The organism is Bradyrhizobium sp. NBAIM18, assembly GCF_020193825.1.
Taxonomy (GTDB): Bacteria; Pseudomonadota; Alphaproteobacteria; order Rhizobiales; family Xanthobacteraceae; genus Bradyrhizobium; species Bradyrhizobium yuanmingense.
Genome location: NZ_JADYVO010000006.1, coordinates 26,770 through 50,561, shown reverse-complemented (window position 1 = coordinate 50,561; position 23,792 = coordinate 26,770). Strand labels below are relative to the sequence as shown.

General features: G+C 64.8%; 21 protein-coding genes. 11 read left to right on the top strand and 10 right to left on the bottom strand.

The annotated features are described in order from the left end of the window. The first annotated feature begins 39 nt into the window (after nucleotides 1-39). The 5 genes from I6F17_RS15340 (at nucleotide 40) to I6F17_RS15320 (ending at nucleotide 7,403) form a co-directional block, all read left to right on the top strand. Nucleotides 40-2,724 (top strand): EAL domain-containing protein, encoded by a 2,685-nt coding sequence (locus I6F17_RS15340; protein ID WP_225126741.1) that lies wholly within the window; start codon nucleotides 40-42, stop codon nucleotides 2,722-2,724. A 136-nt stretch (nucleotides 2,725-2,860) separates the two neighbouring features. Beyond that, nucleotides 2,861-4,333 carry a glycerol-3-phosphate dehydrogenase gene (locus I6F17_RS15335; RefSeq protein WP_225126743.1) on the top strand — a complete coding sequence of 491 codons (1,473 nt, stop codon included), beginning with the start codon at nucleotides 2,861-2,863 and terminating at the stop codon, nucleotides 4,331-4,333. Between the two features lie 169 nt (nucleotides 4,334-4,502). Then, entirely contained in the window at nucleotides 4,503-5,675 is a 1,173-nt protein-coding gene (locus I6F17_RS15330) for an ABC transporter ATP-binding protein (RefSeq protein ID WP_225126745.1), read from the top strand. Next, complete coding sequence (locus I6F17_RS15325; RefSeq protein ID WP_225126747.1) at nucleotides 5,672-6,586, top strand: ABC transporter permease; 915 nt, start codon at nucleotides 5,672-5,674, stop codon at nucleotides 6,584-6,586. The genes I6F17_RS15330 and I6F17_RS15325 overlap by 4 nt, the downstream gene beginning before the upstream one ends. Before the next feature lie 4 nt (nucleotides 6,587-6,590). Next, a complete protein-coding gene (locus tag I6F17_RS15320) occupies nucleotides 6,591-7,403 on the top strand; it encodes an ABC transporter permease subunit (protein WP_036041161.1) in 813 nt (270 codons plus the stop codon). A 141-nt stretch (nucleotides 7,404-7,544) separates the two neighbouring features. Here I6F17_RS15320 and I6F17_RS15315 read toward each other — a convergent pair whose 3' ends face one another. The 4 genes from I6F17_RS15315 to I6F17_RS15300 all read right to left on the bottom strand — a co-directional run bounded on the left by I6F17_RS15315 (nucleotide 7,545) and on the right by I6F17_RS15300 (nucleotide 13,143). Beyond that, nucleotides 7,545-8,396 carry a carbohydrate ABC transporter permease gene (locus I6F17_RS15315; RefSeq protein ID WP_225126749.1) on the bottom strand — a complete coding sequence of 284 codons (852 nt, stop codon included), beginning with the start codon at nucleotides 8,394-8,396 and terminating at the stop codon, nucleotides 7,545-7,547. Then, a complete protein-coding gene (locus I6F17_RS15310) occupies nucleotides 8,393-9,265 on the bottom strand; it encodes a sugar ABC transporter permease (protein WP_035998764.1) in 873 nt (290 codons plus the stop codon). Before I6F17_RS15310 ends, I6F17_RS15315 begins: the two co-directional genes overlap by 4 nt. A 94-nt stretch (nucleotides 9,266-9,359) precedes the next feature. Further along, nucleotides 9,360-10,745 (bottom strand): ABC transporter substrate-binding protein, encoded by a 1,386-nt coding sequence (locus I6F17_RS15305; protein ID WP_225126751.1) that lies wholly within the window; start codon nucleotides 10,743-10,745, stop codon nucleotides 9,360-9,362. A gap of 499 nt (nucleotides 10,746-11,244) precedes the next feature. Next, nucleotides 11,245-13,143: an AsmA family protein gene (locus I6F17_RS15300; protein WP_225126753.1), complete on the bottom strand. Its 1,899-nt coding sequence runs from the start codon at nucleotides 13,141-13,143 to the stop codon at nucleotides 11,245-11,247. A 287-nt stretch (nucleotides 13,144-13,430) separates the two neighbouring features. On the opposite strand from I6F17_RS15300, the gene I6F17_RS15295 reads away from it, so the two are divergent. Genes I6F17_RS15295 through I6F17_RS15285 form a run of 3 tightly spaced genes read left to right on the top strand, consistent with a single transcriptional unit; the run spans nucleotide 13,431 to nucleotide 15,463 of the window. Beyond that, the gene (locus I6F17_RS15295) at nucleotides 13,431-14,138 is read left to right on the top strand and encodes a CoA transferase subunit A (protein WP_035998773.1); all 708 of its coding nucleotides are present in this window, start codon (nucleotides 13,431-13,433) and stop codon (nucleotides 14,136-14,138) included. 18 nt (nucleotides 14,139-14,156) lie between these two features. After that, complete coding sequence (locus I6F17_RS15290) at nucleotides 14,157-14,807, top strand: CoA transferase subunit B (protein WP_035998776.1); 651 nt, start codon at nucleotides 14,157-14,159, stop codon at nucleotides 14,805-14,807. A gap of 20 nt (nucleotides 14,808-14,827) precedes the next feature. Then, complete coding sequence (locus I6F17_RS15285) at nucleotides 14,828-15,463, top strand: GNAT family N-acetyltransferase (RefSeq protein ID WP_225126755.1); 636 nt, start codon at nucleotides 14,828-14,830, stop codon at nucleotides 15,461-15,463. Between the two features lie 81 nt (nucleotides 15,464-15,544). Here I6F17_RS15285 and I6F17_RS15280 read toward each other — a convergent pair whose 3' ends face one another. The 5 genes from I6F17_RS15280 to I6F17_RS15260 form a co-directional block, all read right to left on the bottom strand. Further along, nucleotides 15,545-17,179, bottom strand: a complete 1,635-nt coding sequence (locus I6F17_RS15280; RefSeq protein ID WP_036041149.1) for an iron ABC transporter permease — start codon at nucleotides 17,177-17,179, stop codon at nucleotides 15,545-15,547. Nucleotides 17,180-17,246: 67 nt separating this feature from the next. Further along, nucleotides 17,247-18,272, bottom strand: coding sequence for a Fe(3+) ABC transporter substrate-binding protein (locus I6F17_RS15275; RefSeq protein WP_035998784.1), 1,026 nt, complete (start codon nucleotides 18,270-18,272; stop codon nucleotides 17,247-17,249). Nucleotides 18,273-18,436: 164 nt separating this feature from the next. Beyond that, nucleotides 18,437-19,315 carry an SUMF1/EgtB/PvdO family nonheme iron enzyme gene (locus I6F17_RS15270; RefSeq protein ID WP_225126757.1) on the bottom strand — a complete coding sequence of 293 codons (879 nt, stop codon included), beginning with the start codon at nucleotides 19,313-19,315 and terminating at the stop codon, nucleotides 18,437-18,439. Between the two features lie 58 nt (nucleotides 19,316-19,373). Continuing rightward, nucleotides 19,374-20,471: a copper-containing nitrite reductase gene (gene nirK, locus I6F17_RS15265; protein ID WP_225126758.1), complete on the bottom strand. Its 1,098-nt coding sequence runs from the start codon at nucleotides 20,469-20,471 to the stop codon at nucleotides 19,374-19,376. A gap of 302 nt (nucleotides 20,472-20,773) precedes the next feature. Next, the gene (locus I6F17_RS15260; RefSeq protein ID WP_035998787.1) at nucleotides 20,774-20,974 is read right to left on the bottom strand and encodes a hypothetical protein; all 201 of its coding nucleotides are present in this window, start codon (nucleotides 20,972-20,974) and stop codon (nucleotides 20,774-20,776) included. Here I6F17_RS15260 and I6F17_RS15255 point away from each other — a divergent pair. From I6F17_RS15255 to I6F17_RS15245, 3 genes are all read left to right on the top strand, one after another. Beyond that, a complete protein-coding gene (locus I6F17_RS15255) occupies nucleotides 20,973-21,149 on the top strand; it encodes a hypothetical protein (RefSeq protein WP_225126760.1) in 177 nt (58 codons plus the stop codon). The two genes, I6F17_RS15260 and I6F17_RS15255, sit on opposite strands and share 2 nt — an antisense overlap. Further along, entirely contained in the window at nucleotides 21,139-22,491 is a 1,353-nt protein-coding gene (hemN, locus tag I6F17_RS15250) for an oxygen-independent coproporphyrinogen III oxidase (RefSeq protein WP_225126763.1), read from the top strand. The genes I6F17_RS15255 and hemN overlap by 11 nt, the downstream gene beginning before the upstream one ends. 179 nt (nucleotides 22,492-22,670) lie before the next feature. Beyond that, entirely contained in the window at nucleotides 22,671-22,868 is a 198-nt protein-coding gene (locus tag I6F17_RS15245; protein ID WP_225126765.1) for a DUF1858 domain-containing protein, read from the top strand. Nucleotides 22,869-22,971: 103 nt separating this feature from the next. Here the strand turns inward: I6F17_RS15245 and I6F17_RS15240 are convergent, their stop codons facing one another. Next, nucleotides 22,972-23,682, bottom strand: coding sequence for a Crp/Fnr family transcriptional regulator (locus tag I6F17_RS15240; protein ID WP_225126767.1), 711 nt, complete (start codon nucleotides 23,680-23,682; stop codon nucleotides 22,972-22,974). Nucleotides 23,683-23,792 lie beyond the last annotated feature (110 nt).

Below are 23,792 nucleotides of genomic sequence, written 5' to 3'. Positions count from 1 at the left end.
CGAGGCCAGACAATCCGACGTTGAAATCGCGGGTGGCTGATGGCTGAGAAGAACTGGCACGTGGGCAGCACGCTTTCGATTGCTGTGCACGCCCTCCTATGCCTGGCCGTTACGGGCGCGCCTGCGCGCGCCTTTGCGGCATCGGACAGCCTTGCCGTTCCGGGCGAACTCACCAGGCTTGATCCCGGCGTGATCTGGGAAGCCCTCATCGCGGGCATCGTGGTCTGCTCGTTCCTTGCCGCGATCGGGCTGTGGATCCATTCCTCGCTGCGCCGGTCCAGGCGTTTGCAGCTGCGTCGCAACGCCTTCATCTCCTCCGCCATGAACAACCTCAACCAGGGCGTGGTGATGACGGATGCGCAGCGCCGCGTCATCTTCTGCAATGACCGCTATCTCGAGATCTATGGCCTGACGCGATCCGACCTCCGGCCCAACATGACCGGCCACGACATCCTGAGGCTGCGCCGCGAGCGCGGAGTGCTCGGCGTCACCGATGACGAATTCTACCAGAAGGCATCGAGCGCCAATGGCCTGACCACGGAACTGCCGGACGGACGGGCCATCCTGGTGAAATATTTCGTGTTGCCGAAGGGCGGCTCGGTGGCGACCCACCTCGACGTCACCGAGCAGCGCAACCTGTCGCGGCAGCTCGCCTCCACCAAGCAGTTCCTGGAATCGGTGCTCGATCATGTGCCGGCCTGCGTGGCGGCCAAGAACATCGAGGACGGCTGCTACATTTTCGCCAACAGCGCCTATGAGAAGTTCTGGGGATTGTCGCGGGACTTTGCCGTCGGCAGGAATGCACGGGAGCTGTTTGCATCGGCCTCGGCGGCCAGCATCGAGGCGGCCGACCAGGCGGCGCTCAATTCACCGGATGGCCAGTACCGCAATGAGTTCGAGGTGGATCGTGCCGGTGCGCGGCGCATGGTTGCCTCGATCCGGATCGTGGTCCGCAACGAGAGCAACAAGCCCGAATTTCTGCTCATCGTGTTCGAGGACATCACCGACCGCCGCTCGCTGTCGCAGGAGCTGGAGAGCACCAAGAAGTTCCTCGAACTCGTGGTCGACAACATCCCGGTTGCGCTGATCGTGGAGCAGGTCAAGGACGGCCGCTATCTGCTCGCCAACCGCAGCGCGGAGACGATCCTCAACCGCAGGCGCGAGGAAGCCACCGGCCTGACCGCGTCCGACATCTTCAACGCCAAGGAAGCCAAGCTGATCGTCGCGCGCGACGAGGCCGCGATCAAGAAGCGCGGGATGATCACCGAGGAGCACCCGATCTCCACCAAGGGCGGCCTGCGGCTGTTCCTGACCCGCCGCGCCACCGTGGTCAATGATGCCGGCGAGCCGCAATATCTGATCAAGACCCACGAGGACGTCACCGACCGCCGGCAGACCGAGTCGCGCATGGCGCACATGGCCTATCACGACGGCCTCACCGATCTGCCGAATCGCGCCGCCTTCCTGCAGGCTCTGACCCAGATGATCGAGGCTTGCGAGGGCACCGGCGAGGAGTTCGCCGTGCTCTGCGTCGACCTCGACGGCCTCAAGGAGGTCAACGACGTCTTCGGCCATGCGCTCGGCGACAAGCTCCTGATCGAGGTCGCCCATCGGCTCCAGGATTCCGCACGCGGCGGCGTGGTCGCGCGCCTGTCCGGGGACGAGTTCGGCCTGATCATCGACGGCAAGCAGCCCGAGGCCGGCCTCGCGCTGGCGCAGCAGATCGGCGAAGCCGTCGCGAAGGATTTTCAGATCGACGGCCGGCCGGTCCGCGCCGGCATCACCACGGGCATGTCGGTCTTTCCCCACAATGGCACCGATGGCGCCTCGCTGCTCGCCAATGCCGGCGCGGCGCTGTTCCGCGCCAAGCAGAAGTCGCGCGGCACGATCAGCCTCTACCAGCCCGAGATGGACCAGCAGATCCGCGACCGCCGCGTGCTGCACCAGGACCTCTCCATGGCGGTCAAGAACGGCGAGCTCTCGCTCGCCTTCCAGCCGCAGGGGGCCGCGGGCCACAGCGTCGCCGAGAGCGAGATCATCGGCTTCGAGGCGCTGGCGCGCTGGCAGCATCCCGTGCGCGGCCAGGTTTCGCCGGCCGAATTCATTCCCATCGCCGAGGAGAGCGGCCTCATCGTCGAGATGGGCGAGTGGATCCTGCGCGAGGCCTGCCGCGAGGCGGCGTCCTGGCCGAAGCCGCTGCAGGTCGCGGTCAATCTGTCGCCGGCGCAGTTCATGCACGGCGACGTGGTCGGCCTCGTCCATTCGATCCTGATCGAGACGGGCCTTGCACCCGGCCGGCTCGAGCTCGAGATCACCGAAGGTGTTCTGATCGAGGATTTCGATCGCGGCCTTGCGCTGCTGCGCCGCCTGAAGGCGCTCGGCGTGCGCATCTCCATGGACGATTTCGGCAGCGGCTATTCTTCGCTGAGCTATCTCCAGGCGTTCCCGTTCGACAAGATCAAGATCGACCGCGCCTTCATCATCAATCTCGGCCGCAACCCGCAATCGGCGGCGATCGTGCGCGCCGTCATCGACCTCGGCCACGGCCTCGAAATGTCGATCATCGCCGAGGGCGTCGAGACGCTCGACCAGCTCGCCTTCCTCGCCAAGGAAGGCTGTGACGGGGTGCAGGGCTATCTGCTCGGCAAGCCGTTGCCGATCGGCAAATATGCCGGGTTCGTCGGCCGCGCCGAAGCCATGGAGCTTGCGCTGAAGACCGGTTAGAGCGTTTTCGAGCGAAGTGGATACCGGCTCGCGTCAAGAAAACGCGTCAGAATATGAATCTAGAGCCACCGTTCCGATTTCATCGGAACGGAAATCGCTCTAGTGATGGGAGTGTTCGCTCCCATTCGACGGCCTCATGGCGGATTACGACCTCGCGATCATCGGCGGCGGCCTGAACGGCGTCAGCCTCGCCCGCGATGCGGCGGGCCGCGGCCTGCGGGTGATCCTGTTCGAGCAGGGCGATCTCGGCGGCGCGGCGTCGTCGGCCACACCGCGGCTGATCCACGGCGATCTCTCGGTGCTGGAGCGCCGCGGCTTTTGGCGGGTGCGCCGGGCACTGGCCGAGCGCCGGACCTGGCTCGCCATCGCGCCGCATCTGGTGCGGCCGATGCGTTTCGTGATCCCCGCACATGTGGACGAGCGTCCGCCGTGGCTGCTGCGGGCCGGCCTGTTTCTTTATGACGTCCTCGCCGGCCGGAGCGGCCTGCCCGGATCGACGACCCTCGACATCACCCATCACCCGGTCGGCAACGCGCTGAAACGCCCGTTCGGCACGGCGTTCGAATATTCGGACTGTATCGCCGACGATTCCCGCCTTGTCGTGCTCACGGCGCTGGACGCCGCCGAGCGTGGTGCGACGATCCGGACCGGGGCGCGCTGCGTGCGTGCCGACCGAACCGACATCTGGCGGCTCGCCGTGGTCGATCGCGGCCACCGCCGCTCCGTTACAGCAAGGGCGCTGGCCAATACGAGTGGCGGCTGGACCTCGATCGTCGCGGAGACGGTCCTGCGCCAGCCGCAGCCCGCCGCGACGGCCATGCAGATGAGCCAGATTATCGTGCCCAGGCTGTTCGATTCAGACAATGTCTACGTGTTCCAGAACAGCGACGGCCGACTGATCTTCGCAAGCCCGTTCGAGCGCGCGTTCACGCTGATCGGCACGGTCACGCACGATTTCACCGGCGACCCCGCCATCGTGGCGGTGCGAGGGGCCGATGTCGGTTATCTCTGCGAAGCGGCGAGCCGCTACTTCCGCGAGCGCGTCGCCCCGACCGACGTGGTACGGGCGGTCTGCGGCGTCAATCTGAGGCCGGTGTCCGCGCGGCAACGCGAGGACACGACCCTGTTCCACGCGCGCCGGCGCAAGGCACCGCTGATCACGATGTTCGGCGGCGACCTCACCACCGCGCGCCGGCGCGCCGAGCGGGCGGCGACGAGGCTGACGCCGTTCTATCCGATGTCGCCGCCCTGGACCGCCGGCGCAGCGCTGCCCGGTGGAGATTTCGCCTGGGATCGTTTCGACACTGAGGTCGACCTCGCACGCGAGCGCTGGCGCTTTCTGTCCGAGCCGGAAGCCCAGCGCCTGGTCGCGGCCTACGGCTCGCGATTGGCGGCCGTGCTCGGTGAAGCAACGACACGCGAAGAGCTTGGCCCTGCCTTCGGCCCCGAACTGACCGGCGCCGAGGTGCGCTATCTCATGACCCACGAATGGGCGCGATTTCCGGATGACATTCTGTGGCGCCGTTCCAAGCTGGGCCTGACAATGCCTGCGGCGGACCGTGAGGCGCTGGCGGCGTTCATGGCGGATCTGAGCCGGTCACTGGTGTAGCCCGGATGGAGCGAAGCGAAATCCGGGAGAGTCTCTGCGCCGGCGAACAGCCCCGGATTCCGCTTCGCTCCATCCGGGCTACGGCGGCGCGATGTAAGTTTTCCTCGAACCGGTTGAGCTAAACACGATCGGCCGCTAGCGTGCGGCGGAATCGGGGTTGGCAGGGACCATGGCGGAAGAATTGCCCGGAACGAACGTTGCGGCTGAAACGGCTGGCGGGGACGCATGTCCCGCGGCCGGCCGGCCGCTGCTGCGCATCGAGGGCGTCGCCAAGACCTTTGGCACGTTCCGCGCCGTCGACGGCGTGTCGCTCGATATCAAGGCCGGCGAGTTCTTCGCGCTGCTCGGCCCGAGCGGCTGCGGCAAGACCACGCTCTTGCGCATGCTCGCGGGCCTCGAGGCGCCGGACGAGGGGCGTATCCTGCTCGGCGGCAAGGATATCGCGCAGGCGCTGCCGCACGAGCGCCCGATCAACATGATGTTCCAGAACTATGCGCTGTTCCCGCATCTGTCGGTACGCGACAACATTGCCTTCGGCCTGAAGCGCGCCGGCATGCCGCGTGCCGACATCGCCACGCGCGTCGCGGAGATGGTGGCGCTGGTCAAGCTCGAGGGATTGGAGAAGCGCAAGCCGGACCAGTTGTCCGGCGGTCAGCGCCAGCGCGTGGCGCTCGCCCGCGCATTGGCGCGCCGCCCGCAGCTCCTGCTGCTCGACGAGCCGCTCGCAGCGCTCGACAAGAAGCTTCGCGAAAACACGCAAGCCGAGCTGATGGAGCTGCAGCGGCGGCTCGGCATGACCTTCATCATCGTCACCCACGACCAGGAGGAGGCGATGACGATGGCGAGCCGGATCGGCGTGATGAAATCAGGCAGGCTCGCCCAGGTCGCGAGCCCCCGCGAGCTCTACGAAGCGCCGCGCTCGCGCTGGATCGCCGAGTTTGTCGGCGACGTCAACCTGTTCGACGGCGAGTCAAAATTGCGCGACGGTCGTCGTCTGGTCATCGGCACGCCTGATGCTGGGGCGCTGGTGGTGGCCGAGCCGCGCGAGGCCGTCGGCACCGGAAAACTGGCGGTCGCGATCCGCCCCGAGAAGGTCAAGCTGTCGCGGCGCGGCCCGGTCAGCGAGGCCGGTCGTGAGACCGCGATCAACGCCCTCGACGGCGTGATCGCGGACATCTGCTATCTCGGCGGCACCACCACCTACAAGGTGAAGCTCGACACCGGCGGGATGCTGCAGGCATCGGTCGCTAACAGCGCGCGGCTCGACGTCGACGCCTACAGCCTGAACCAGCAGGTCGTCGCCTGGTTCACGCCCGACGATTGCGTGGTGCTGCAATCATGAGCTCGCGCCGCATCTTCGCAAAGCCGGCGCGCTTCGCGGCCATCGCGCCCTATGTCTGGATGGTGCTGTTCTTCCTGGTGCCGTTCGGCTTCGTGCTCAAGATCAGCTTGTCGCAGACCGCGATCGCGCAGCCGCCTTACGAGCCGGTGTTCGACCTGACGGCGGGATGGGACGCGCTGAAGGCGGCGTTCGCTGCGCTCTCGGTCGACAATTTCAAGCTGCTCGTCTCCGACGACATCTACGTCTTCGCCTATGTGCGCAGCCTCACCGTCGCCCTCACGGCCACCGCGCTGCTGCTCCTGATCGGCTATCCCATCGCCTACGGCATGGCGCGGCTGCCGCAGCGCTGGCAGGCGGTGGCGATGGTGCTGGTGATCGTGCCGTTCTGGACCTCATTCCTGATCCGCATCTACGCCTGGATCAACATCCTCCAGCACGACGGTCTGTTGAACCAGGTCCTGCTGGCGCTGCATCTGGTCAGCCAGCCCGTGGTGTGGCTCTCCACCGACACCGCGATGTATATCGGCATCGTCTATTCCTATCTGCCGTTCATGATCCTGCCGCTCTACGCGACGCTCGCCAAGATGGAGCCGGTGCTGGAGGAAGCGGCCGCCGATCTCGGCGCGCCGCCCTGGCGGGTGTTCTGGCTCGTCACCTTCCCGCTGTCGCTGCCCGGCGTCGGCGCCGGCGTGCTCTTGTGCTTCATCCCGATCGTCGGCGAGTTCGTCATTCCCGACCTTCTGGCCGGCTCCAACGCGCTGATGATCGGCCAGACCCTGTGGCTCGAATTCTTCACCAACAAGGACTGGCCGGTTGCCTCGGCTGCCGCGATCGTGCTGCTGGTCGTGCTGCTGGTGCCGCTCTTGCTGTACGAGCGGCTGCAGAAGCGGCAGCTGGAACAGGGAAGATAGCGCGATGCGCAAGGTCTCCCGCCTGTCCCGCTTCAACATCGCCTCGCTCGCGCTGGGGCTGGCGTTCCTCTATTTGCCGATCCTGATCCTCGTTCTCTATTCCTTCAACGCTTCGCGCCTGGTGACGGTGTGGGGCGGCTGGTCGCTGCGCTGGTATCATGAGTTGTTTAACGATCGCGCCATGATCGAGGCGGCCTGGATGAGCCTGCGGGTCGCGGTCGCCTCCGCGACGATCGCGACGCTGCTCGGCACGCTCGCAGCGGTGGCGCTGTCGCGCGGTGAACGCTTTCGTGGTCGCACCCTGTTCTCAGGCATGCTCTACGCACCGCTGGTGATGCCCGAGGTGATCACCGGATTGTCGCTGCTCTTGCTGTTCGTTGCGCTGAACGCCGAGCGCGGTTTCTGGACGGTGACGATCGCCCATACCACGCTCACCATGTGCTTCGTCACGGTGGTCGTGCAGTCGCGCCTCGGCTCGCTCGATCGCTCGCTGGAGGAGGCGGCGATGGATCTCGGCTGCAATCCCGTCGGTGCGTTCGTTGCCGTGACGCTGCCGCTGATCGCGCCGGCGATCGTCGCCGGCTGGATGCTGGCGTTCACGCTGTCGCTCGACGATCTCGTGATCGCGAGCTTCACCACCGGCCCAGGCTCGGCGACGCTGCCGATCCGCATCTATTCGGAGGTGCGGCTCGGCGTGAAGCCCGAGATCAACGCGATCTGTACGCTTGTGATCGCCCTGATCGCGGTGGTGATCGTGATCGCTTCGCTCGCCTCCAAGCTGTCGAGCTCGCAGGGCGAGAGCGCGGCGCCGCTGTGAGGCTCTGCTGTCATTGCGTGGAGTTCTTGCGACGAAGCAATCCAGTCTGTCTCTGCAGAGGTAGTCTGGATTGCTTCGCGGAGCCTGTCATCGGGCCGCGCTCCGCGCGGACCCGGTGGCTCGCAATGACCAAAGAAGAGCTTACGACTTCACGGCACCCGCCGTGAGCCCGCCCACCATGTAGCGGCGGAAGGCGTAATAGACCGCGGCCGGCGGCAGCGCGTAGATGAAGCCGGTGGTCATCAGCAGCTCCCACGGCGAGTCGTCGGCGGCGAGGAAGTTGCCGAGCGCGACGGGGAGGGTGATGTCGCGGTCGTTCGACAGCAGCAGGAACGCGTAGAGATATTCGTTCCAGGCCAGCAGCACCGCATAGGTGCCGATCGCGACCAGCGAGGGCATCATCAGCGGCAAATAGACCAGGCGGAAGATCTGCAGCGTGGTGGCGCCGTCCATCACTGCGGCTTCATCGAGCTCCACCGGCAGCTTGTCGGAGGCCTGCTTCAGCACCCAGATCGCGTAAGGCGAGGCGATCGTCACCATGGCAAGGATCAGCGACCAGTGTTTGTTGAGCAGGCCGTAATTGCCCATGGTGCGATACATCGGCACGGCGAGAAACGCGGCAGGAATGAAATAGGTGAAGAGCGCGAGGTTCAGCACGGCGCGGCCGCCCGGCACCTTCAATCGCGAAATCGCGAACGCCGCGGCGGTCGCGATGAACAGCGTCAGCACGCCCACGGAGACTGCGATCAGCGTCGAATTCCAGAACTGGGCGTAGAAGTCGCGCAGGAAGTAGTGCTGCTGCTTGAACACGATTTCGAAGTTGTGCAGCGTCGGATGGTCCGGCCACAGTTTGCCCGAGAACGCGTCCTCCTTCGGAGAGATCGCGAACAGGAACATGTGGTAGATCGGGATCATCGTCCACAGGAAGACGGGAATGCCGATCAGCAGCAGCCGCGCTTCCGTCGCGACGTCACGGAGGGAGGGAAGCTTCATCGCGACAACCGTTTCATCATGAAGTAAACGAGCGGCAGCACGAACGGCATCGCGCAGACGATGGATGCCATCGCGAGCGAGAGCTGGTCGAGCCGAAGATAGCGGATGCCGAGCGTCGCCAGCACGTGCGTGAGGTCGGCAGGTCCGCCGCCGGTGAGCAGGTAGACGCTGTTGAAATCGCCCAGCGTCCAGATCATCGAGAGCAGCGTGCAGGTGACGTAGAGCGTCTGCATCGACGGCCAGGTGATGTAGCGGAATTTCTGCCACCAGCTGGCGCCGTCGACCTCGGCGGCCTCGAACAGATCGTGCGAGATCGCAAGGCGCCCGGTGATCAGGATCAGCGTCCAGAACGGCAGCGACTTCCAGATGTGCACGGCGATCGCCATGCACAGCGCGACGGTCGGGTCGTTCAGCCAGTTCGGGCCGTCATCGCCGGTCAGGGAGAAGATGAAGTGGTTGACCATGCCCCATTCGGGATTGAGCATGAAGCGCACCGACAGGATGGTCGGGATCGACGGCACCGCCCAGGGCAGGATGAAGATCACCGACAGCCATCTGATCCAGGTGCGCTGCTGCGCGAAGAAGCCGGACAGGAACAGCGCAATCATCATCTTGATGTTGATGCCGACGACCAGGAAGATCAGCGTGTTGATTGCAGCGCGCGCGAAGATCGGGTCGTGATACAGCGCCACATAGTTCGCCGGATCGCGTGCCAGCCAGAGCCCGTAGCAGACGGGATAGACGACAAAGGCAAGGAAGACGAGCAGATAAGGTGTTAGCAGGAGGATGCCCCAGACCTGCGCCGGGGTCAGCCGCGACGACAGGGGCGGGCCGGGTATTGCCTGATCGCCAGAGAGCGTGATCGCCATTCTTTCGGACTCTTCAAAGAGAAGCCGGCCGCGAGACGCGGCCGGTGTTGTTGTTGCACTCTCCTCCGCAACGCGGAGAGATGGGGCGGACGACTTAGCCCGCGACCTGCTTGATGCGGGCGATGAGTTCGTCGACGGCCTTGTCGACCGGAACCTTCTCGCTGACGACGCGGTTCATCGCCTTCGCCCACACGTTCTCGTTGTTCAAGATCGTGAACTTCCAGTTCCTGGTAAAGTCGAACTGAGAGGTGCCGCCCTTGAACTGGGTGTAGACGGCCTTGCGGTGCTTGTCGGCCTGCCAGAACGGGCTTTCCTGGCTTTCTTTCGTCACCGGGAACCAGCGGCCGAGCGCGCCCTCGATGTAGGGACGGATGTTCTCTTCCTGCAGCAGGAAGTTGAGGAACTGCTTGCCCTCGGCCTTGTTCTTGGCCGCGGTGAAGATCAGACCCGTCTTGACGTCGGAGCGATACTTGATGGTCGAGCCATCGGGAGCCTTGGGGAAGGACGCCGTGACGATGTCCTGCTCATAAGCCTTTTTGCCGGCCTCGCGCTGTTCCGGCGTGAGGTTCTGGTTCTGTGACTCCTCGTACCATTTTGCCGCGATCGAGATCGTGAAGTTGTGGGTCATCACGATCGTCTTGTTGTGGAAGGCGACATTGTTGTCCGGGTCCTTCCAGGTGGTCGCGGAGGGCGGGGCGCAGCCTTTGCTGTAGGTGTCGGTGTAGTCCTTCAGCGCTTTGATCAGGCCGTCGCGGACCTTGGGGTCGTCGACCAGCAGCTTGCCGTCGTCGTCGACGAGCTTGACGTGGTAGGCGTCCATGAAGGTGTAGAACGATTGGAACGAGTCGGTGGATTCCACGCCCATCGGCTGGCCGACGGCATAGATGCGCTGGCCTGTGGCCTTACGGATCGCCGGCTGCACCTTGTCGCACCAGAAGCTCCAGTAGCCGGTCCAGTCGTTCGGGATGTCACTCTGCTTGAAGCCGGCTTTCTCCAGCATGTCGTTCCAGATCTGGACGTGCATGCTCTGCTGCTTCAGCGGGAAGCCGTAATAGGCCTTCTTCTTGGCGACGTCGTTGTAGAGGATCGAGGCGTCCAGCGTGTTCTGCACGAACCGGTCCTTGATCGGGTCCATGACGTCGGTGAGGTCCTCGAGCTTGCCCTCATAGGCCCACTTGCCCTGTACCTGCACGTCGTAGCTGTCGGAATAGGCGACGTCGGGCACGGTGCCCGCATCGAGCGCTGCGACGGTCTTCGGAATCATGTCCTGGATCGCGTATTGCGACAATTCGACCTTGATGCCGGTCTTGGCTTCAAACTTCTTGATCGTCTCGGCGAGCGCTTCGTCCTCGGACTTGTAAAAGCCTTTGACCCACCAGACCGTGATCGTCTTCTGTTGCGCAAATGCGGGCGCAGTGGCGGCAAACAGCCCAACCGCAGCGACCGCCAATGAAACTGCGCCAATAACCTTGGATTTCACGTTTTTCTCCCTCAAACGGCCGGTGTTTTAACCGGTCGTATAAAACACTAGCGCATGGCCGTCATCCGATCTAGCGGCTTCTTGTCAGACCTATGTCGCGATTGGAGCGAGGCTCTGGAGATGCGAATGCGCGCATCGATCCAAAGGCCGCATCGATACATGCCAATCAATTCGCCTCGCGGTGTCCCGCGCCTCAGTACGATGCCGATGGTCCGCGACACCCGCGCTGAAGCCCGTTCGCCGACGGCTTGATCAAGCTGGTCAAGACGACGATGGCGCCGCTCGTGTTCTGCAGCATCGGCGCGAGGTCGCCGCACGCTGGTGAAATCCAAGGCGCTGTTCCAGCTGCGGACCGTGCTCGCATCGCTGGCCTGGCTCGTGGCCGTTTCGCTGATCCAGCACCATCGCTTCACGTCGGAAGGCGCAGACGCTGACCAGCACGATCAGGAATTGCATCGCGTCGTCCATCGGCCGCGTGACGGCTGCGCCGGATCTTGCCTTAGTTGGACTTGGCGTTGTCTTTGGCGTTTTCCTTGGCATTCTCCGCCGTCGGCGATCCCTCGGGACGTTTTCCGCCCCCCGTGATGCGCTGCTTGAGGAGATCGAGGAAGGGAGACGCCGCCGGCGACTGCCGGATCAGGCTTTCGGGATCGGGAAAGATCAGGGGATCGTCCCAGGGGCCCTGCACCATGAAGGGCAATTGAAAGCCGGACGCCGTGTTGAGGCTCGCCACGCCCTTCATGTCGTATTCGCGGGTCGGCACCGAGGCGGTGCCGGTCAGCGTGATCTTGGCCGCCGGGCCCTCGATGCGGATGTCTTCGGCGGTGGCGATGCCGTCGGAGAATTTCACCGAGATCGTGAGCTTGTCGTATGGCGTCGAGCCGCTGCGGAAATTGCCGCCGCCCGACAGCGGCCGCCGCTCCAGCCGCTTCAGCAGCTGCTCGGCATTGAAGCCCGCGATCGCGCCGTTATGCCCGGTCACGGTGGCGCTGCCGTCGAGCGACTGCACGAGGCCGAACGGGCTCGAGCCCGAGGCGAAGAGCGAGACGTTGATATTGCCGCGGCCGGACAGCTTGTTGAGGCCGAACAGCTCGGTGGCGCAGGCCTGCAGATCGACGTCGGTGAACTGGAATTGCGCCTTGATGTCGGCGACCGTATCGGACCGCGCGATGCCGAACGAGCCCTTTGCGATACCGCCATAGACCTGCGCCTCACCGACCGAGAGCGCCAGCGTGCCGTTGCGTAAATTGGCACCGATCGCGGTGCGGCCGAGCCTGGTGGGCCCCACCGTCAGCTTGGCCGCCGACAGGCGCATGTCGAGGTCGGTGGTCGACAATCCCTGGAGGTCGAACAGCTGCCTGTTCCAATCGCGAGCGCCGCTCGCGAGCAGGCGGAACGTCGAGATATATGGAGTGAAGTCGAGCGCGTCGGCAGCGAGCGTGGCCTGCAGCGTCTGCCGGCCGTTATTGGCGTAGGTCATGACGCCTTCGGCGGCATTGCCGTCGAGCTCGACGTTGACATTGGTGAGCGCGATCGAGGCGCCGACGACGTTGGCGCGCGCCTTCAGCACGAAGCGGCCGAAGCCGCCGCTGCCGGGCTGCGGCTGTCCGGTCCAGCGCAGCGCGTTGCGCAAGGACGGGCTGTCCACAGTGAGCGTGCCCTCCATCATCGCGCTGGTGCGGTTGGCGACGCTGCCGTCGAAGGCGAGCTTGAGCGGCGCGCTGGCGATGCGCGCCTTCAGGCCGGAGCGGTCGCCGGAGAGGGCGGCCACGAAATCGGAAAAGCTGATCGAGCCGTCGACGCGCTCGCCGCGCCAGTCGAACTGTCCGGTCGCGGCAAAGGAGCGCGAGATCGAAGGCCAGGCCAGCGACAGGTCGATGTCCTCGAGCTTCTCGGTGGCATGCGTGGCAACGTCCTCGTAATCGAGCACGCCGTCCTGGATGCGGATTTCGGAGAACGAGACCTGGTTCTCGGCCCCGGGCTTCATGGTTCGTGCGATGGTCTGGATGAAGGGCGTCCAGTTGCTCTCGCCGTCCGGCTTCAGGCTGACGTGGATGCGCGGCCGCAGCAGCGTCAGGTCGGCGATCTCGAAACGCTGCAGCAGGAGCGGCAGCAGCCGCAAATTCGCGGTGAGCACGTCGACCTGGAGCGCGGGAGCGCTGGTGCCGCCGCCCTTGAGGCCCACGTCGCGGAAGGAGATGTAGCTCGCCGGAAGCACCGAGATCTCGATGCTGCCTGCGACATTGAGCTCGAGCCCGGTGACGTCGCGGATCTGCGCTTCGACCGCCTTGCGCAGCGCGTCGCGGTTGATGAGCCAGGAGGTCGCGATCAGGGCGATCAGCGCGAGGCCGAGCAGCGCCGCGATCGGCGTCCCGAGGCGCTTCATTCCTTGGGCCATGGTCAATGGCATGTCCTGATCGGGTTGGTCGTTGGAGCCAGAAGGGCGGGCTGCGAAACGTGTGTGCCGAACGCCCAGATCCTATGGTGTTAAGTACCGCAACTTGATGGGTTTTCTTGACGCTTTCAAGGCCGCTGCGCGGTTATGCCCACGGCATGGGCAGCTTCTATCACCCGGGGGCGGAGCGGAGAACCCGTATCATTGACGGCTTCGGACGATTTCGCCTAATAATCGCCGCCAATGAGGCGCGACGCCCGCCAGCCCAAGGTTCAGTCGAGGTTTTTTGCATGAACAAGGTCTATCCCGACGCCAAGTCGGCGCTGTCAGGCATTCTAAAAGACAATATGATGATCATGTCGGGCGGCTTCGGCCTCTGCGGCATTGCCGAGGAGCTGTCGGACGCGATCCGGGATTCCGGCGTCAAGGGCCTGACCGTGGTCTCCAACAATGCCGGCGTCGACGGCATCGGCCTCAGCCGCCTGCTCGAAACCCGCCAGATCAAGAAGATGATCTCGTCCTATGTCGGTGAGAACAAGCTGTTCGCCCAGCAATACCTCGCCGGCGAACTGGAACTCGAGTTCAATCCGCAGGGCACGCTGGCCGAGCGCATCCGTGCCGGCGGCGCCGGCATCCCGGCCTTCTACACCAAGACCGGCGTCGGCACGCTGATCGCCGAAGGCAAGGAAGTGAAGGAATTCGACGGCGAGAAGTACCTGATGGAGCGCGGCCTGTTCGCCGACCTCGCCATCGTGCACGCCTGGAAGGGCGACACCGCCGGCAACCTGATCTACCGCAAGACCGCGCGCAACTTTAACCCGATGATGGCGACCGCCGCGAAGATCACGGTGGCCGAGGTCGAGCATCTGGTTCCCGCCGGTGAACTCAATCCCGACCACATCCACACGCCCGGCATCTTCGTGAAGCGCATCGTCGAGGTCGGCACGGCCAAGAAGCGCATCGAATTCCGCAACACCCGCCCGCGTACCGCCGCTTAAGCGCAACAGGGGACTCACATGGCCTGGACCCGTGAACAGATGGCCGCGCGCGCCGCGAAGGAATTGCGCGACGGCTATTACGTCAATCTCGGCATCGGCATCCCGACGCTGGTCTCGAACTACATCCCCGATGGCATGGACGTCTCCTTGCAGAGCGAGAACGGCATGCTCGGCATGGGGCCGTTCCCCTATGAGGGCGAGGAAGACGCCGATCTCATCAACGCCGGCAAGCAGACCGTGAGCGAGCTGCCGTCGACCTCGTATTTCTCGAGCGCGGATTCCTTCGGCATGATCCGCGGCGGCCACATGGATCTCTCGATCCTCGGCGCCATGCAGGTGGCCCAGAACGGCGATCTCGCCAACTGGATGATCCCCGGCAAGATGGTCAAGGGCATGGGCGGCGCGATGGATCTCGTCGCAGGCGTCAAGCGCGTCGTCGTGGTGATGGAGCATTCGGCCAAGGACGGCCCGAAGCTCTTGAAGAGGTGCAATCTGCCGCTGACCGGCGAGCGCGTCGTCGACATGGTCGTCACTGATCTTGCCGTCTTCACCATCGACAAGCACGGCGATGGCGGCATGGCGCTGATCGAGCTCGCCGACGGCGTCACGCTCGACGAGATCAAGTCCAAGACCGAAGCCGAATTCCGCGTCGCGCTGAAGAACACGTAAGGTCGCCGTAAAGGGCGCGCATGACGATACGGTCCGCGCGTCCCGAAGATGCCGAATTCATCGCACAAACCATCCTGATTTCGATGCGCGGTCACCGGCCGCGCGGCTGGTTCGACGTGGCGCTCGGCTGGCCGGAAGCGGAGTGCCTCGCTTTCGTCGCGCGCGTCGCCGTCGCACGGGCGGTGTCGATGTGGCATTTTTCGCAGTTCCTGGTCGCCGAGATTGATGGCAAGCCCGCTGCTGCACTTTGCGCCGTGCCGGCAGCCGGCACCGGACCGGCGGCATGGCGCGCGGTCGAAGAGGTCGGTCTCTCAATTGGGCTGACGGCGTCAGAGCTCGACGCCATCCGCCAGCGCGGTGCCTATTCGCGAGCTTGCTGGGTCCAGGGCGGCGAGGGCGACTGGATGATCGAGCATGTCGCGACCGACCTTGCCTATCGTGGTCGTGGCTTGATGCAGGCGTTGATCGCGCATGCGCTGGACAAAGGGCGGGCAGATGGGTTTGCCCGGGCGACGATATCGTTCCTGATCGGCAACGAGCCGGCCGAGCGCGCCTACGCGAAGGCGGGTTTTGTCTTCGCGGAAGAGAAGCGCGACCCGAATTTCGAGGCAATCATCGGCGCGCCCGGTTTTCGCATGTTCGCGCGGAAGATTTGAGCAGGTTGCAGGCGCCGGCGACAACCAAGCGTTTGCTATCAATTGGTCGAAGCGCCATGAATGTGCGGACGGTGTGGCCCTTCAAGCGGGGCCGCTGGGCACCTCGGAGAACCGGGTCAGCCAGGCAACCGGGCCGATGCTCGCGGCGATGATCAGGAGGGCCGCGAGCGCGCCGTCCTCGAAATTGCCGCGGCTTGCGTACTGGTAGATCGACGTGGACAGTGTTTCGACGTTGAGGGGCCGCAGGAGCAGCGTTGCCGGCAGCTCCTTCAGGCAGTCGACGAACATGATGATGACGGCACCAAGCATCGCGGGCCGGAGCAACGGCAGATAGATCTGCCTCAACATGACCCCCTGGCCGGCGCCGACCGCGCGCGCGCTCTCGTCATAGTCGCTCGGAATGCTGTCGAACCCGGCCTTGATCATGCCGACCGGCACAGCCAGAAAACGAATCGTGTAGGCGATCACGACGGCCATCCCGGAGCCGACCAGGACCAGCCCGGGAAGGGAACGTCCGGTCCAGGTCGCGACCGCGCTCAGCGCATTGTCGACCGCCAGCACCGGGGTGAGCAGGCCGAGAGCGATGACGAGACCCGGCAGCGCGTATCCGGCCTGCGCGATGCTCAGCGCGACATATCGCAGAGGATCCGGCCGCAAGCGATGCGCGATCGTCGTGGCGAGCGCAAGCATCAAGGCCATGAGCGTTGCGAGCCCCGCAAAGGCAAACGAATGGAAGGTGTGGCGCCACAGCAGCGGGTCGAAATTTGCAAGCAGGCCGCGGCCGAGAGCCTGATGCGCCAGATAGAGCAGCGGGACCACGAAGCCGATCAGCACCGGCAGCACGCAGACCGCGAACGCGATCGACGCTCTTGCGCCCGACAGCGGGGTTCGCCGCCTCACATGCGGGCTTTCGGCCGAGAATTCGATGCTGGCGTTGCGACGGCCGTAACGCTCCATCGCGATCAGGCCGGCGACGATCGCAAGCATCAGGCATGCGAGCTGCGCTGCACCGGCAAGGCTGCCGCGGTTGAGCCAGGTGGTGAAGATCGAGACCGTCAGCGTGCGGATGCCGAGATATTCGCTGGCTCCGATATCGTTGAGCGTTTCCAGCGCGACCAGCGCCACGCCGACCGCCAGCGCCGGCCGCGCCATCGGCAGTGAGACGCGCCACAGGATGGTCCATCGGCCGGCGCCCAGCGTCGTGGCCGCTTCCGCGAATTCGGCTGACTGAACCTGGAACGTCGCACGCGCCGAGAGATAGACGTAAGGGTAGAGCACGAGCCCGATCACGAAGATGGCGCCCGGCAGCGAGCGGAGGTTGGGCAGAAGGCCGAGGGCATCGCCCAACGGCAGCCAGGTCGCCAGGGTGCGATGCACCAGGCCCAGCGGTTCGAACAGATCGGCATAGACGTACGCCGCAAGATAGGTCGGAATCGCCAGCGGCAGCGGCATCAGCCACAGCAGCATGCCCCGGCCGGCAAAATCGTGGCGCGACATCACCCATGCAGTGCCGGCGCCGATCAAAAGTGTGACCGCGCCGACCCCGACGAGCAGAAGGGCAGTGTCGAGAAGGGCGGCCGGCAGCACGTAGTTGATCAGGTCGTGCCACACATCGGATGCAGGCTGCAAAGCCAGCGAAACGATCGAGATCACGGGCGCCGCGACCAGGACCGCGGTTGCGATCGCGATGGCGGTTGCGGCGCGACCGGCGTGCACACGGCCCCTCGATCGAGGCCGTGTGCTCGTAGCTTCCAGCAGTTCGATAGACGTGGGCCGCCAGAGATCAGTTGTCAAAGCCGACCTTGTCCACCAGCGAGGCCGCAGCCTTGCGGTTGGCGGCGATCTTTGCGATCGGCAACGGATCCGGGACGAGCTTGCCGTAGCCGGCGATGGTCGCATTGACGGCGACACCGCTCCGAACCGGATATTCGTAGTTCTGGTCGGCATACATCTGCTGCGCCTGCTCGCTGACGAGCCACTCGATCAGCTTGGTACCGTTGGCCTTGTTGGGCGCGTTCTTGGCGAGCAGCACGCCGGAGAGGTTGACGTGGGTGCCGCCGCCCTCGAAGGTCGGCAGGATGACGCGGGTCGCCTCCGCCCACGGCTTCTTCTCGGGATCGTTGTTCATCATCAGCGCCCAGTAATAGGTGTTGCCAATGCCGATATCGCATTTGCCGGCGGCGACGTCACGCGCGGCTTCGCGATCGCCGCCCGACGGCTTCTGCGCGAGATTGGCCTTCAGGCCGCGCAGCCATTCCTCGGCCTTGGCCTCGCCGTACTTGGCCGCGTAGGCCGCGAACAGCGCGTTGTTATAGATGTGCTGGCCCGAGCGAATGCAGATCTTGCCCTTCCACTTGGGATCGGCGAGCTCCTCATAGGTGATCTTGTCCTGCTTGACGCGATCCTTCGAGGCATAGATCACGCGCGCGCGCATGGAGATGCCGGCCCAGTGTCCGTCCGGATCGCGATATTGCGCCGGCACGACCTTGTCGACCGCCTCCGACTTGATCGGCTGGGTGACGCCGGCCTGCACGGCCTCGTCGATGCGGCCGATGTCCACCGTCAGCAGCACGTCGGCCGGACTGTTGGCCCCTTCCGCCTTCATGCGCTGCTCCAGACCGGAGCTTGCGGAGACGACGTTGACCTTGATGCCCGTGTCCTTGGTGAACGCATCGAACAGCGGCTGGATCAGCTTGGTCTCGCGGTAGGTATAGACGTTGACCTCGCCATTGGCGGCTGCCTCCGACACGAAAGACGTGGTCAGGCTCAACACCGCCGCAGACGCGGCGAGGACGCGAAGATAGATCATAAGGGCTGCTCCCAGGCGCGAGATTGAACGCCGATTGAGTAGCGCAGGCGGTGAGACAACGTTAGCGACGCGATGTCGCGAGGGCATGAGCTTAGAGCAATTCCAAAGTATCTTTTAGACTCATTCTAATACTGAAGCGACGGTCATGGGAAATGATTGGCGCCCTATGATCCTGCCGGCCGCGCCTTGCTCAAGCGCTGCGAGACGCTGGCCAGCCACGACGTCTCCTCGCGCACCAGGCGGAAGCCGAGATTGGCGGGCGGCACGCCCTGGGCGCAGCCGCCGGCACGGGCGTCGCGGATGAAGTCGGTGACATAGGCGCGGTGCGCACCCTCGGCGACGCGCACGCCGCAATTCACAGTCGGGCGGCCGGGATTGCCGGCGTCGTCGACACGCGAGCGCACGAAGCAGGTCGCGGTCCATTCCCAGACATTGCCGGCGAGGTCTTCGACGCCATGCTCGTTCGGGCCGAACTTGCCGAAGCGATGAGCCGTGGTGTCGGAGGGGTCGCGTTCGGATTCACGCTCATAACGGCTGATCCAGCGCTTCGAAGGGTCGCTTGCGTCGATCGGTGCGCCGTCGTCCTTGAATCGGGAGCCGGCGGCAAAGGCCCATTCCTCGTCGTTGGGCAGGCGGTATTGATGGCCGGTCTTGCGCGATAGCCAGCCTGCGTAGGCCTCGGCATCGTGCCAGCTAACCTGCACTGCGGGACGATCGGGGGCGATTGCCACGTCGCGATCGAGTGCGCGGCAGGCGCCATCCTGCACGCAATGCTGATAGTCGGATGAAGCGACCTGATTCCGCATGATGCGCAGCGGCCGGTTGATGCGGATGGTGCGCATCGGCGCTTCCGCCTGCTGTCCGCCGCGGGTGAAATCGCCGGCCTCGCGATAAGCAAAGCTGCCCGGGGCGACCTCGACCAAGGCCGGCTCGCCGACGGCATGGCGCATCATCAGCTCCGAGACCAGAGGCGCAACGGCCAGCGGCCCCGCAAGCCCGGCCGCGCAGGCAAGTGCCAGCTTGAGCTTGAATGCGATCAGCACAATCATTCCTCCGCAGAAGGAAAAAAGGGGCCGGCGATGACCGGCCCCTTCGTCGCGTCTAGTTGGTGCTGGCAGGAGGTATTTCGGCAGGCGCCTTCACTTGCATCATCAGATCGTCGTTCCACTTGCCTTCGACCTTGAAGTGCGCGGTGGCGCCGAGACTGGCCGCCTCGATCAGGTTATGCGTGACATAGGCGTAGATGCCGGGCTGCTGGAACTTGTACAGCGCAGCTCCCGCCGAGCCGCCGCGGATGAACCAGGTCTCGAGCCCGACCTCGGGCGCGTTGCCGAACTTGCCGGTCTCCCAGACATAGTCGCCGTGGCCACCGATCAGATGCGGACGGCTGTCGCGATTGGCCTGCGAGTGCACGATCAGCACGTTCTCGCCGACCTTCGCGGTGAGCGCGTTCTTGCCGGTGAGCGCGCCAACCTTGCCGTTGAACACGACATGGGTCGGGGTCAGCTTCTTCATCACCTCTTCGGTCTCGGTGAAGGCTTCGCCCGGCGATTCGTAGGACTTGAAGTTGCCCTTCTCGTCGCGCGGCACGTACATGTCCTGCTCGCCGATATAGTAGACCTTGTCGTATTTCAGCGCGCGGCCCTTGCCGTCGTTCAGCCCCTCACGCGGCAGCACCATCACGGCACCGTTCATGCCCGAGACGACGTGCCAGGGGGTCATCGGGCCGCCCGGTGCGCAGTGATACACGAACACCCCGGTCTTGGTCGCCTTCCAGCGCAGCACGACCTGCTCGCCGGGATTGATGAGCGTGAGCTCGCCGCCGCCGAGCGCGCCGGTCGCGGAATGGAAGTCGATGTTGTGCGGCATGGTGTTCGTCGCGGGATTGACTAGCGTCAGCTCGACATAGTCACCCTCGTGCACGACCATGAGCGGGCCCGGCATCGAGCCGTTGAACGTCATCGCCTGGAAGGTGGTGCCCTTGTCGTCGATGGCGACTTTCTTCTCCTCGATCGTCATCCTGAACTCGACGATCTTGGGGCCCTGTGTCGTGGCCTGCTCGTGCGCGTGCACGAAGGGCGGAGCGACCAGCTCTACCTTCTGACGCGGCAGCTTGAGATCGCCGGCGGCGAAAGCCGGGCTCGCCAACATCAGGGCGGTCGCGGCGGCGCTGATCAATGCGGCTCTGCGGGTGAACATCGGAAGCATCCTTCATCTGAAATGGTTTTGATGACGGAGTGCAGTGTGCGCCGATTGCGGCAAGCGTGTTTGTGCTGCGACAAGCTTCCGCCGGATTCGCGTTCGGCAACATGACCTAGATTTCTCGAAGGAGCGGGATCGGCGATGGCAACTCACCGCGTCCGCAGGCGCGATGCCGATCGAGGCCGAGCGTCAACTCAGCGGCAACTCGTTTGCATGCTCAAGCTGGATGACGATCTCGGTTGCCCCGCTCATGCGCGTGGACGAGATCGCACGACAGGCCTTGGCGAAGGCGCGTCCGTTCAGAGCAGGTTCACGGCGAGCCAGACCAATCCCCAGATCGCCAGTGACAGCGCGACGAAGACGGCGATCGCGGCCGCCAGGGCGCGCACCGCGCCTGCGGGGGCCGGCGCGGCCGGGGCCGGCCGGAAGTCATCGAAACGCGGGATATGACCGCGGACGTCGAGCAGGGAGAGAATGAGTTCGAGTGCGAAAAGCCTCATGGCGAACGCTCCGGATGGCCGCGATTTTTTCTCACCATGGCCGGGAAACGGTATCCGCGCTTTGCGCGAGCGCAAAGCCGAGTCCGCCGATCCGGGTTATTTGAATCATTCCATGATTTGCCGCGATGTCTCGCGCGCGGCGGGCATTTACGAATGGGTAACTTATGAGAGCTGATCTTGCGGCGATCTACGGCGAGGAACGCCTGCCACGCTATACCAGCTATCCGACCGCACCGCATTTCACGCCGGCGATCGGTCCGGACGCCTATGCCCGCTGGCTGGCGGAGCTGCCCGTGGCCGCCAGCGCCTCGCTCTATCTGCACGTGCCGTTCTGCCGCGAGATGTGCTGGTACTGCGGCTGCCATACCCAGATCGTCCGCCGCGACGAACTGATCGCCGGCTACCAGCGGACGCTACGCAGAGAGATCGCGCTGACGGCCGAAACCATCGGCCACCGCATCAAGGTCGAGCACATTCATTTCGGCGGCGGTACGCCGACGATCATGGCGCCGGACGCCTTTGCCGAGCTGATGGCGACGATGCGCCAGGAATTCTTCGTGCTGCCCTCGGCGGAAATCGCGGTCGAGATCGATCCCCGTACATTGAGCGCGGACATGATCGAGGCGATGCGGCTCTCCGGCGTCAACCGCGCGAGCCTCGGCGTGCAGAGCTTCGACCCGGTGGTGCAGCGGGCGATCAACCGTGTGCAGAGCTTCGCGCAGACGGCCTCCGTGGTCGAGATGCTCCGCGGCGCCGGGATCGAGGGTGTCAACTTCGACCTGATCTACGGACTGCCGCACCAGACAGTGGCTTCGTGCCTGGAGACGGTGCGACGCAGCCTCGCGCTTTCACCCAGCCGCTTCTCGGTGTTCGGCTATGCTCACGTGCCAGCCTTCAAGAAGCACCAGCGCATGATCAATGAAGGCGTGTTGCCCGACGGCCTTGCGCGCCACGACCAGGCCTGCGCCATCGCCAATGCCTTGAAAGAGGCCGGCTACGTGCAGATCGGGCTCGACCATTTCGCGCGGCCCGACGATGCCATGGCCGTCGCGTTCGAGCAGGGCACGCTGCGGCGCAACTTCCAGGGCTACACCACCGACCGGAGCGAGGTCCTGCTCGGCTTCGGCGCCAGCGCGATCGGGCACCTGCCGCAGGGCTATGTCCAGAACGAGGTGCAGATCGGCGCCTATGCGCAGAGCATCGCTGCCGGCCGACTCGCCACCGCGAGGGGCTATGGCCTCACCGATGACGACCGGCTGCGCGCCGACATCATCGAACGCATCATGTGCGAGTTCGGTGCCGATCTCGGCGACATCTGCGCGCGCCACGGCGCGGAGGCCGGCGCCATGCTGAAATCGGCGTCTCGTCTGAAGCCGCTGATCTCCGACGGCGTCGTGAGGCTGGACGGCGAACGGCTCGCCGTCGCCGGGGATTCGCGCTTCCTGGTCCGCAGCGTCGCCGCCGCGTTCGACGCGCATCTGGATCCGGGCAAGCAGTTGCACAGTCGGGCGGTGTAGCCCCCCGTCATTCCGGGGCGCGCCTCTTGGCGCGAACCGGGAATCCATTTCACTGCACTGGTTGCTGCTCGATGGATTCCGGGTTCGCGCTACGCGCGCCCCGCAATGACGAGCCAGCTTGCGCTCCAACAAAGAAACTCGGTCCCACGTCGCTATCGTCGATCGGAATGGAGTTGTCCATGTCCTTCCGATCCGACGATCTGGTCGATGACATCATGCATTCGGCGCCGCACACGATCCGCGTGTTTCTCGCCTTCAGGATGGCTTGTGTCGGCTGTCCGATCGCGACCTTCCACACGGTCGACGACGCCTGCCGCGAGCATGGCATCGACCGCGACAAGTTCCTCGCCGCATTGAACGTGTGCGTGCCGGCGTGAAACGGTCAGGAAGCGCGCAGATGTGCGCGGATTCCCGGATGAGGCGCGCTTGCGTCGTAAGCGCAAGCGCGCCTCATCCCTAGCTTGAGCAGAGAGGTGTCTCTCACGCCGCGCCGCTGTCGGCGCTCCGCTCCGCCAGCACCACAATTCTGTGCGGCTCGCGCAGGATGATGCGCTGGCGGCCGCTCTCGACCAAGCCCTGGCTCTCCCAGCCGCTCAGGATGCGGCTGACGGTGTGCAGCGTGGTGCCCGTCATCTGCGCAATGTCCTGGCGGCTGATCGGGAAGTCGATCTCGATGCCGTGGTCGAGCTTCTTGCCGGACTGCTTGGCGAGGCGCAGCAGCGCGTGCGCGATGCGTTGCTCGACCTGCTGGGTCGACATTTCCAGGATGCGGGTGTGACTTTCCTGCAGCCGCGTACCGACGGTCTGGAGCGTGTTGGCGGCGAGCGCCGGAAACCGCTCGACCAGCCGCGGCCAGGCCGAGGTCGGCCAGATCAGCACGACGCTGTCGTCGACCGCCATGGCCGTCGCCGGATACCGCGCGGCTCCGATCGCCATCGCGAGCCCGAACGTCTCGCCGGGCGCGACATAGCGCACCACGATCTGCTCGCCGGCAGGCGTGGTCTTGGCCGCGCGGACATGGCCGTGCAGCAGCAGGAAGAAGGACTGCGCGTCCGCCCCCTGCTCGAAGATCGCACTGTTCTTGGGATAGCGCGCCGAGCGGGCCTCGCGCAGGATCTCGTCGAGAGCTTCCGGCGTCATCCCCGCAAACAGCGGCAGATGTGCAACCAGCGATGTGTCGACCTTGGCCATTCTGCCTCCCTGGCATCAGGGAGTGTGATGGCACCTGCAATCGTCAGGTAGTTTGCGTTAGCGCAAAACGAGGCCGCCCGGCGGCAGTATTTTTCCAAGCAACGGTCTGA

Coding starts and splice junctions, on each gene's coding strand:
- I6F17_RS15310 (WP_035998764.1), bottom strand. CDS start 9,265: ATGGCGATCACGCTCTCTGGCGATCAGGCAATACCCGGCCCGCCCCTG.
- I6F17_RS15255 (WP_225126760.1), top strand. CDS start 20,973: ATGGCGAACGCTCCGGATGGCCGCGATTTTTTCTCACCATGGCCGGGA.
- I6F17_RS15340 (WP_225126741.1), top strand. CDS start 40: ATGGCTGAGAAGAACTGGCACGTGGGCAGCACGCTTTCGATTGCTGTG.
- I6F17_RS15245 (WP_225126765.1), top strand. CDS start 22,671: ATGTCCTTCCGATCCGACGATCTGGTCGATGACATCATGCATTCGGCG.
- I6F17_RS15260 (WP_035998787.1), bottom strand. CDS start 20,974: ATGAGGCTTTTCGCACTCGAACTCATTCTCTCCCTGCTCGACGTCCGC.
- I6F17_RS15325 (WP_225126747.1), top strand. CDS start 5,672: ATGAGCTCGCGCCGCATCTTCGCAAAGCCGGCGCGCTTCGCGGCCATC.
- hemN (WP_225126763.1), top strand. CDS start 21,139: ATGAGAGCTGATCTTGCGGCGATCTACGGCGAGGAACGCCTGCCACGC.
- I6F17_RS15300 (WP_225126753.1), bottom strand. CDS start 13,143: ATGGCCCAAGGAATGAAGCGCCTCGGGACGCCGATCGCGGCGCTGCTC.
- I6F17_RS15320 (WP_036041161.1), top strand. CDS start 6,591: ATGCGCAAGGTCTCCCGCCTGTCCCGCTTCAACATCGCCTCGCTCGCG.
- I6F17_RS15275 (WP_035998784.1), bottom strand. CDS start 18,272: ATGATCTATCTTCGCGTCCTCGCCGCGTCTGCGGCGGTGTTGAGCCTG.
- I6F17_RS15295 (WP_035998773.1), top strand. CDS start 13,431: ATGAACAAGGTCTATCCCGACGCCAAGTCGGCGCTGTCAGGCATTCTA.
- I6F17_RS15240 (WP_225126767.1), bottom strand. CDS start 23,682: ATGGCCAAGGTCGACACATCGCTGGTTGCACATCTGCCGCTGTTTGCG.
- I6F17_RS15290 (WP_035998776.1), top strand. CDS start 14,157: ATGGCCTGGACCCGTGAACAGATGGCCGCGCGCGCCGCGAAGGAATTG.
- I6F17_RS15330 (WP_225126745.1), top strand. CDS start 4,503: ATGGCGGAAGAATTGCCCGGAACGAACGTTGCGGCTGAAACGGCTGGC.
- I6F17_RS15315 (WP_225126749.1), bottom strand. CDS start 8,396: ATGAAGCTTCCCTCCCTCCGTGACGTCGCGACGGAAGCGCGGCTGCTG.
- nirK (WP_225126758.1), bottom strand. CDS start 20,471: ATGTTCACCCGCAGAGCCGCATTGATCAGCGCCGCCGCGACCGCCCTG.
- I6F17_RS15335 (WP_225126743.1), top strand. CDS start 2,861: ATGGCGGATTACGACCTCGCGATCATCGGCGGCGGCCTGAACGGCGTC.
- I6F17_RS15285 (WP_225126755.1), top strand. CDS start 14,828: ATGACGATACGGTCCGCGCGTCCCGAAGATGCCGAATTCATCGCACAA.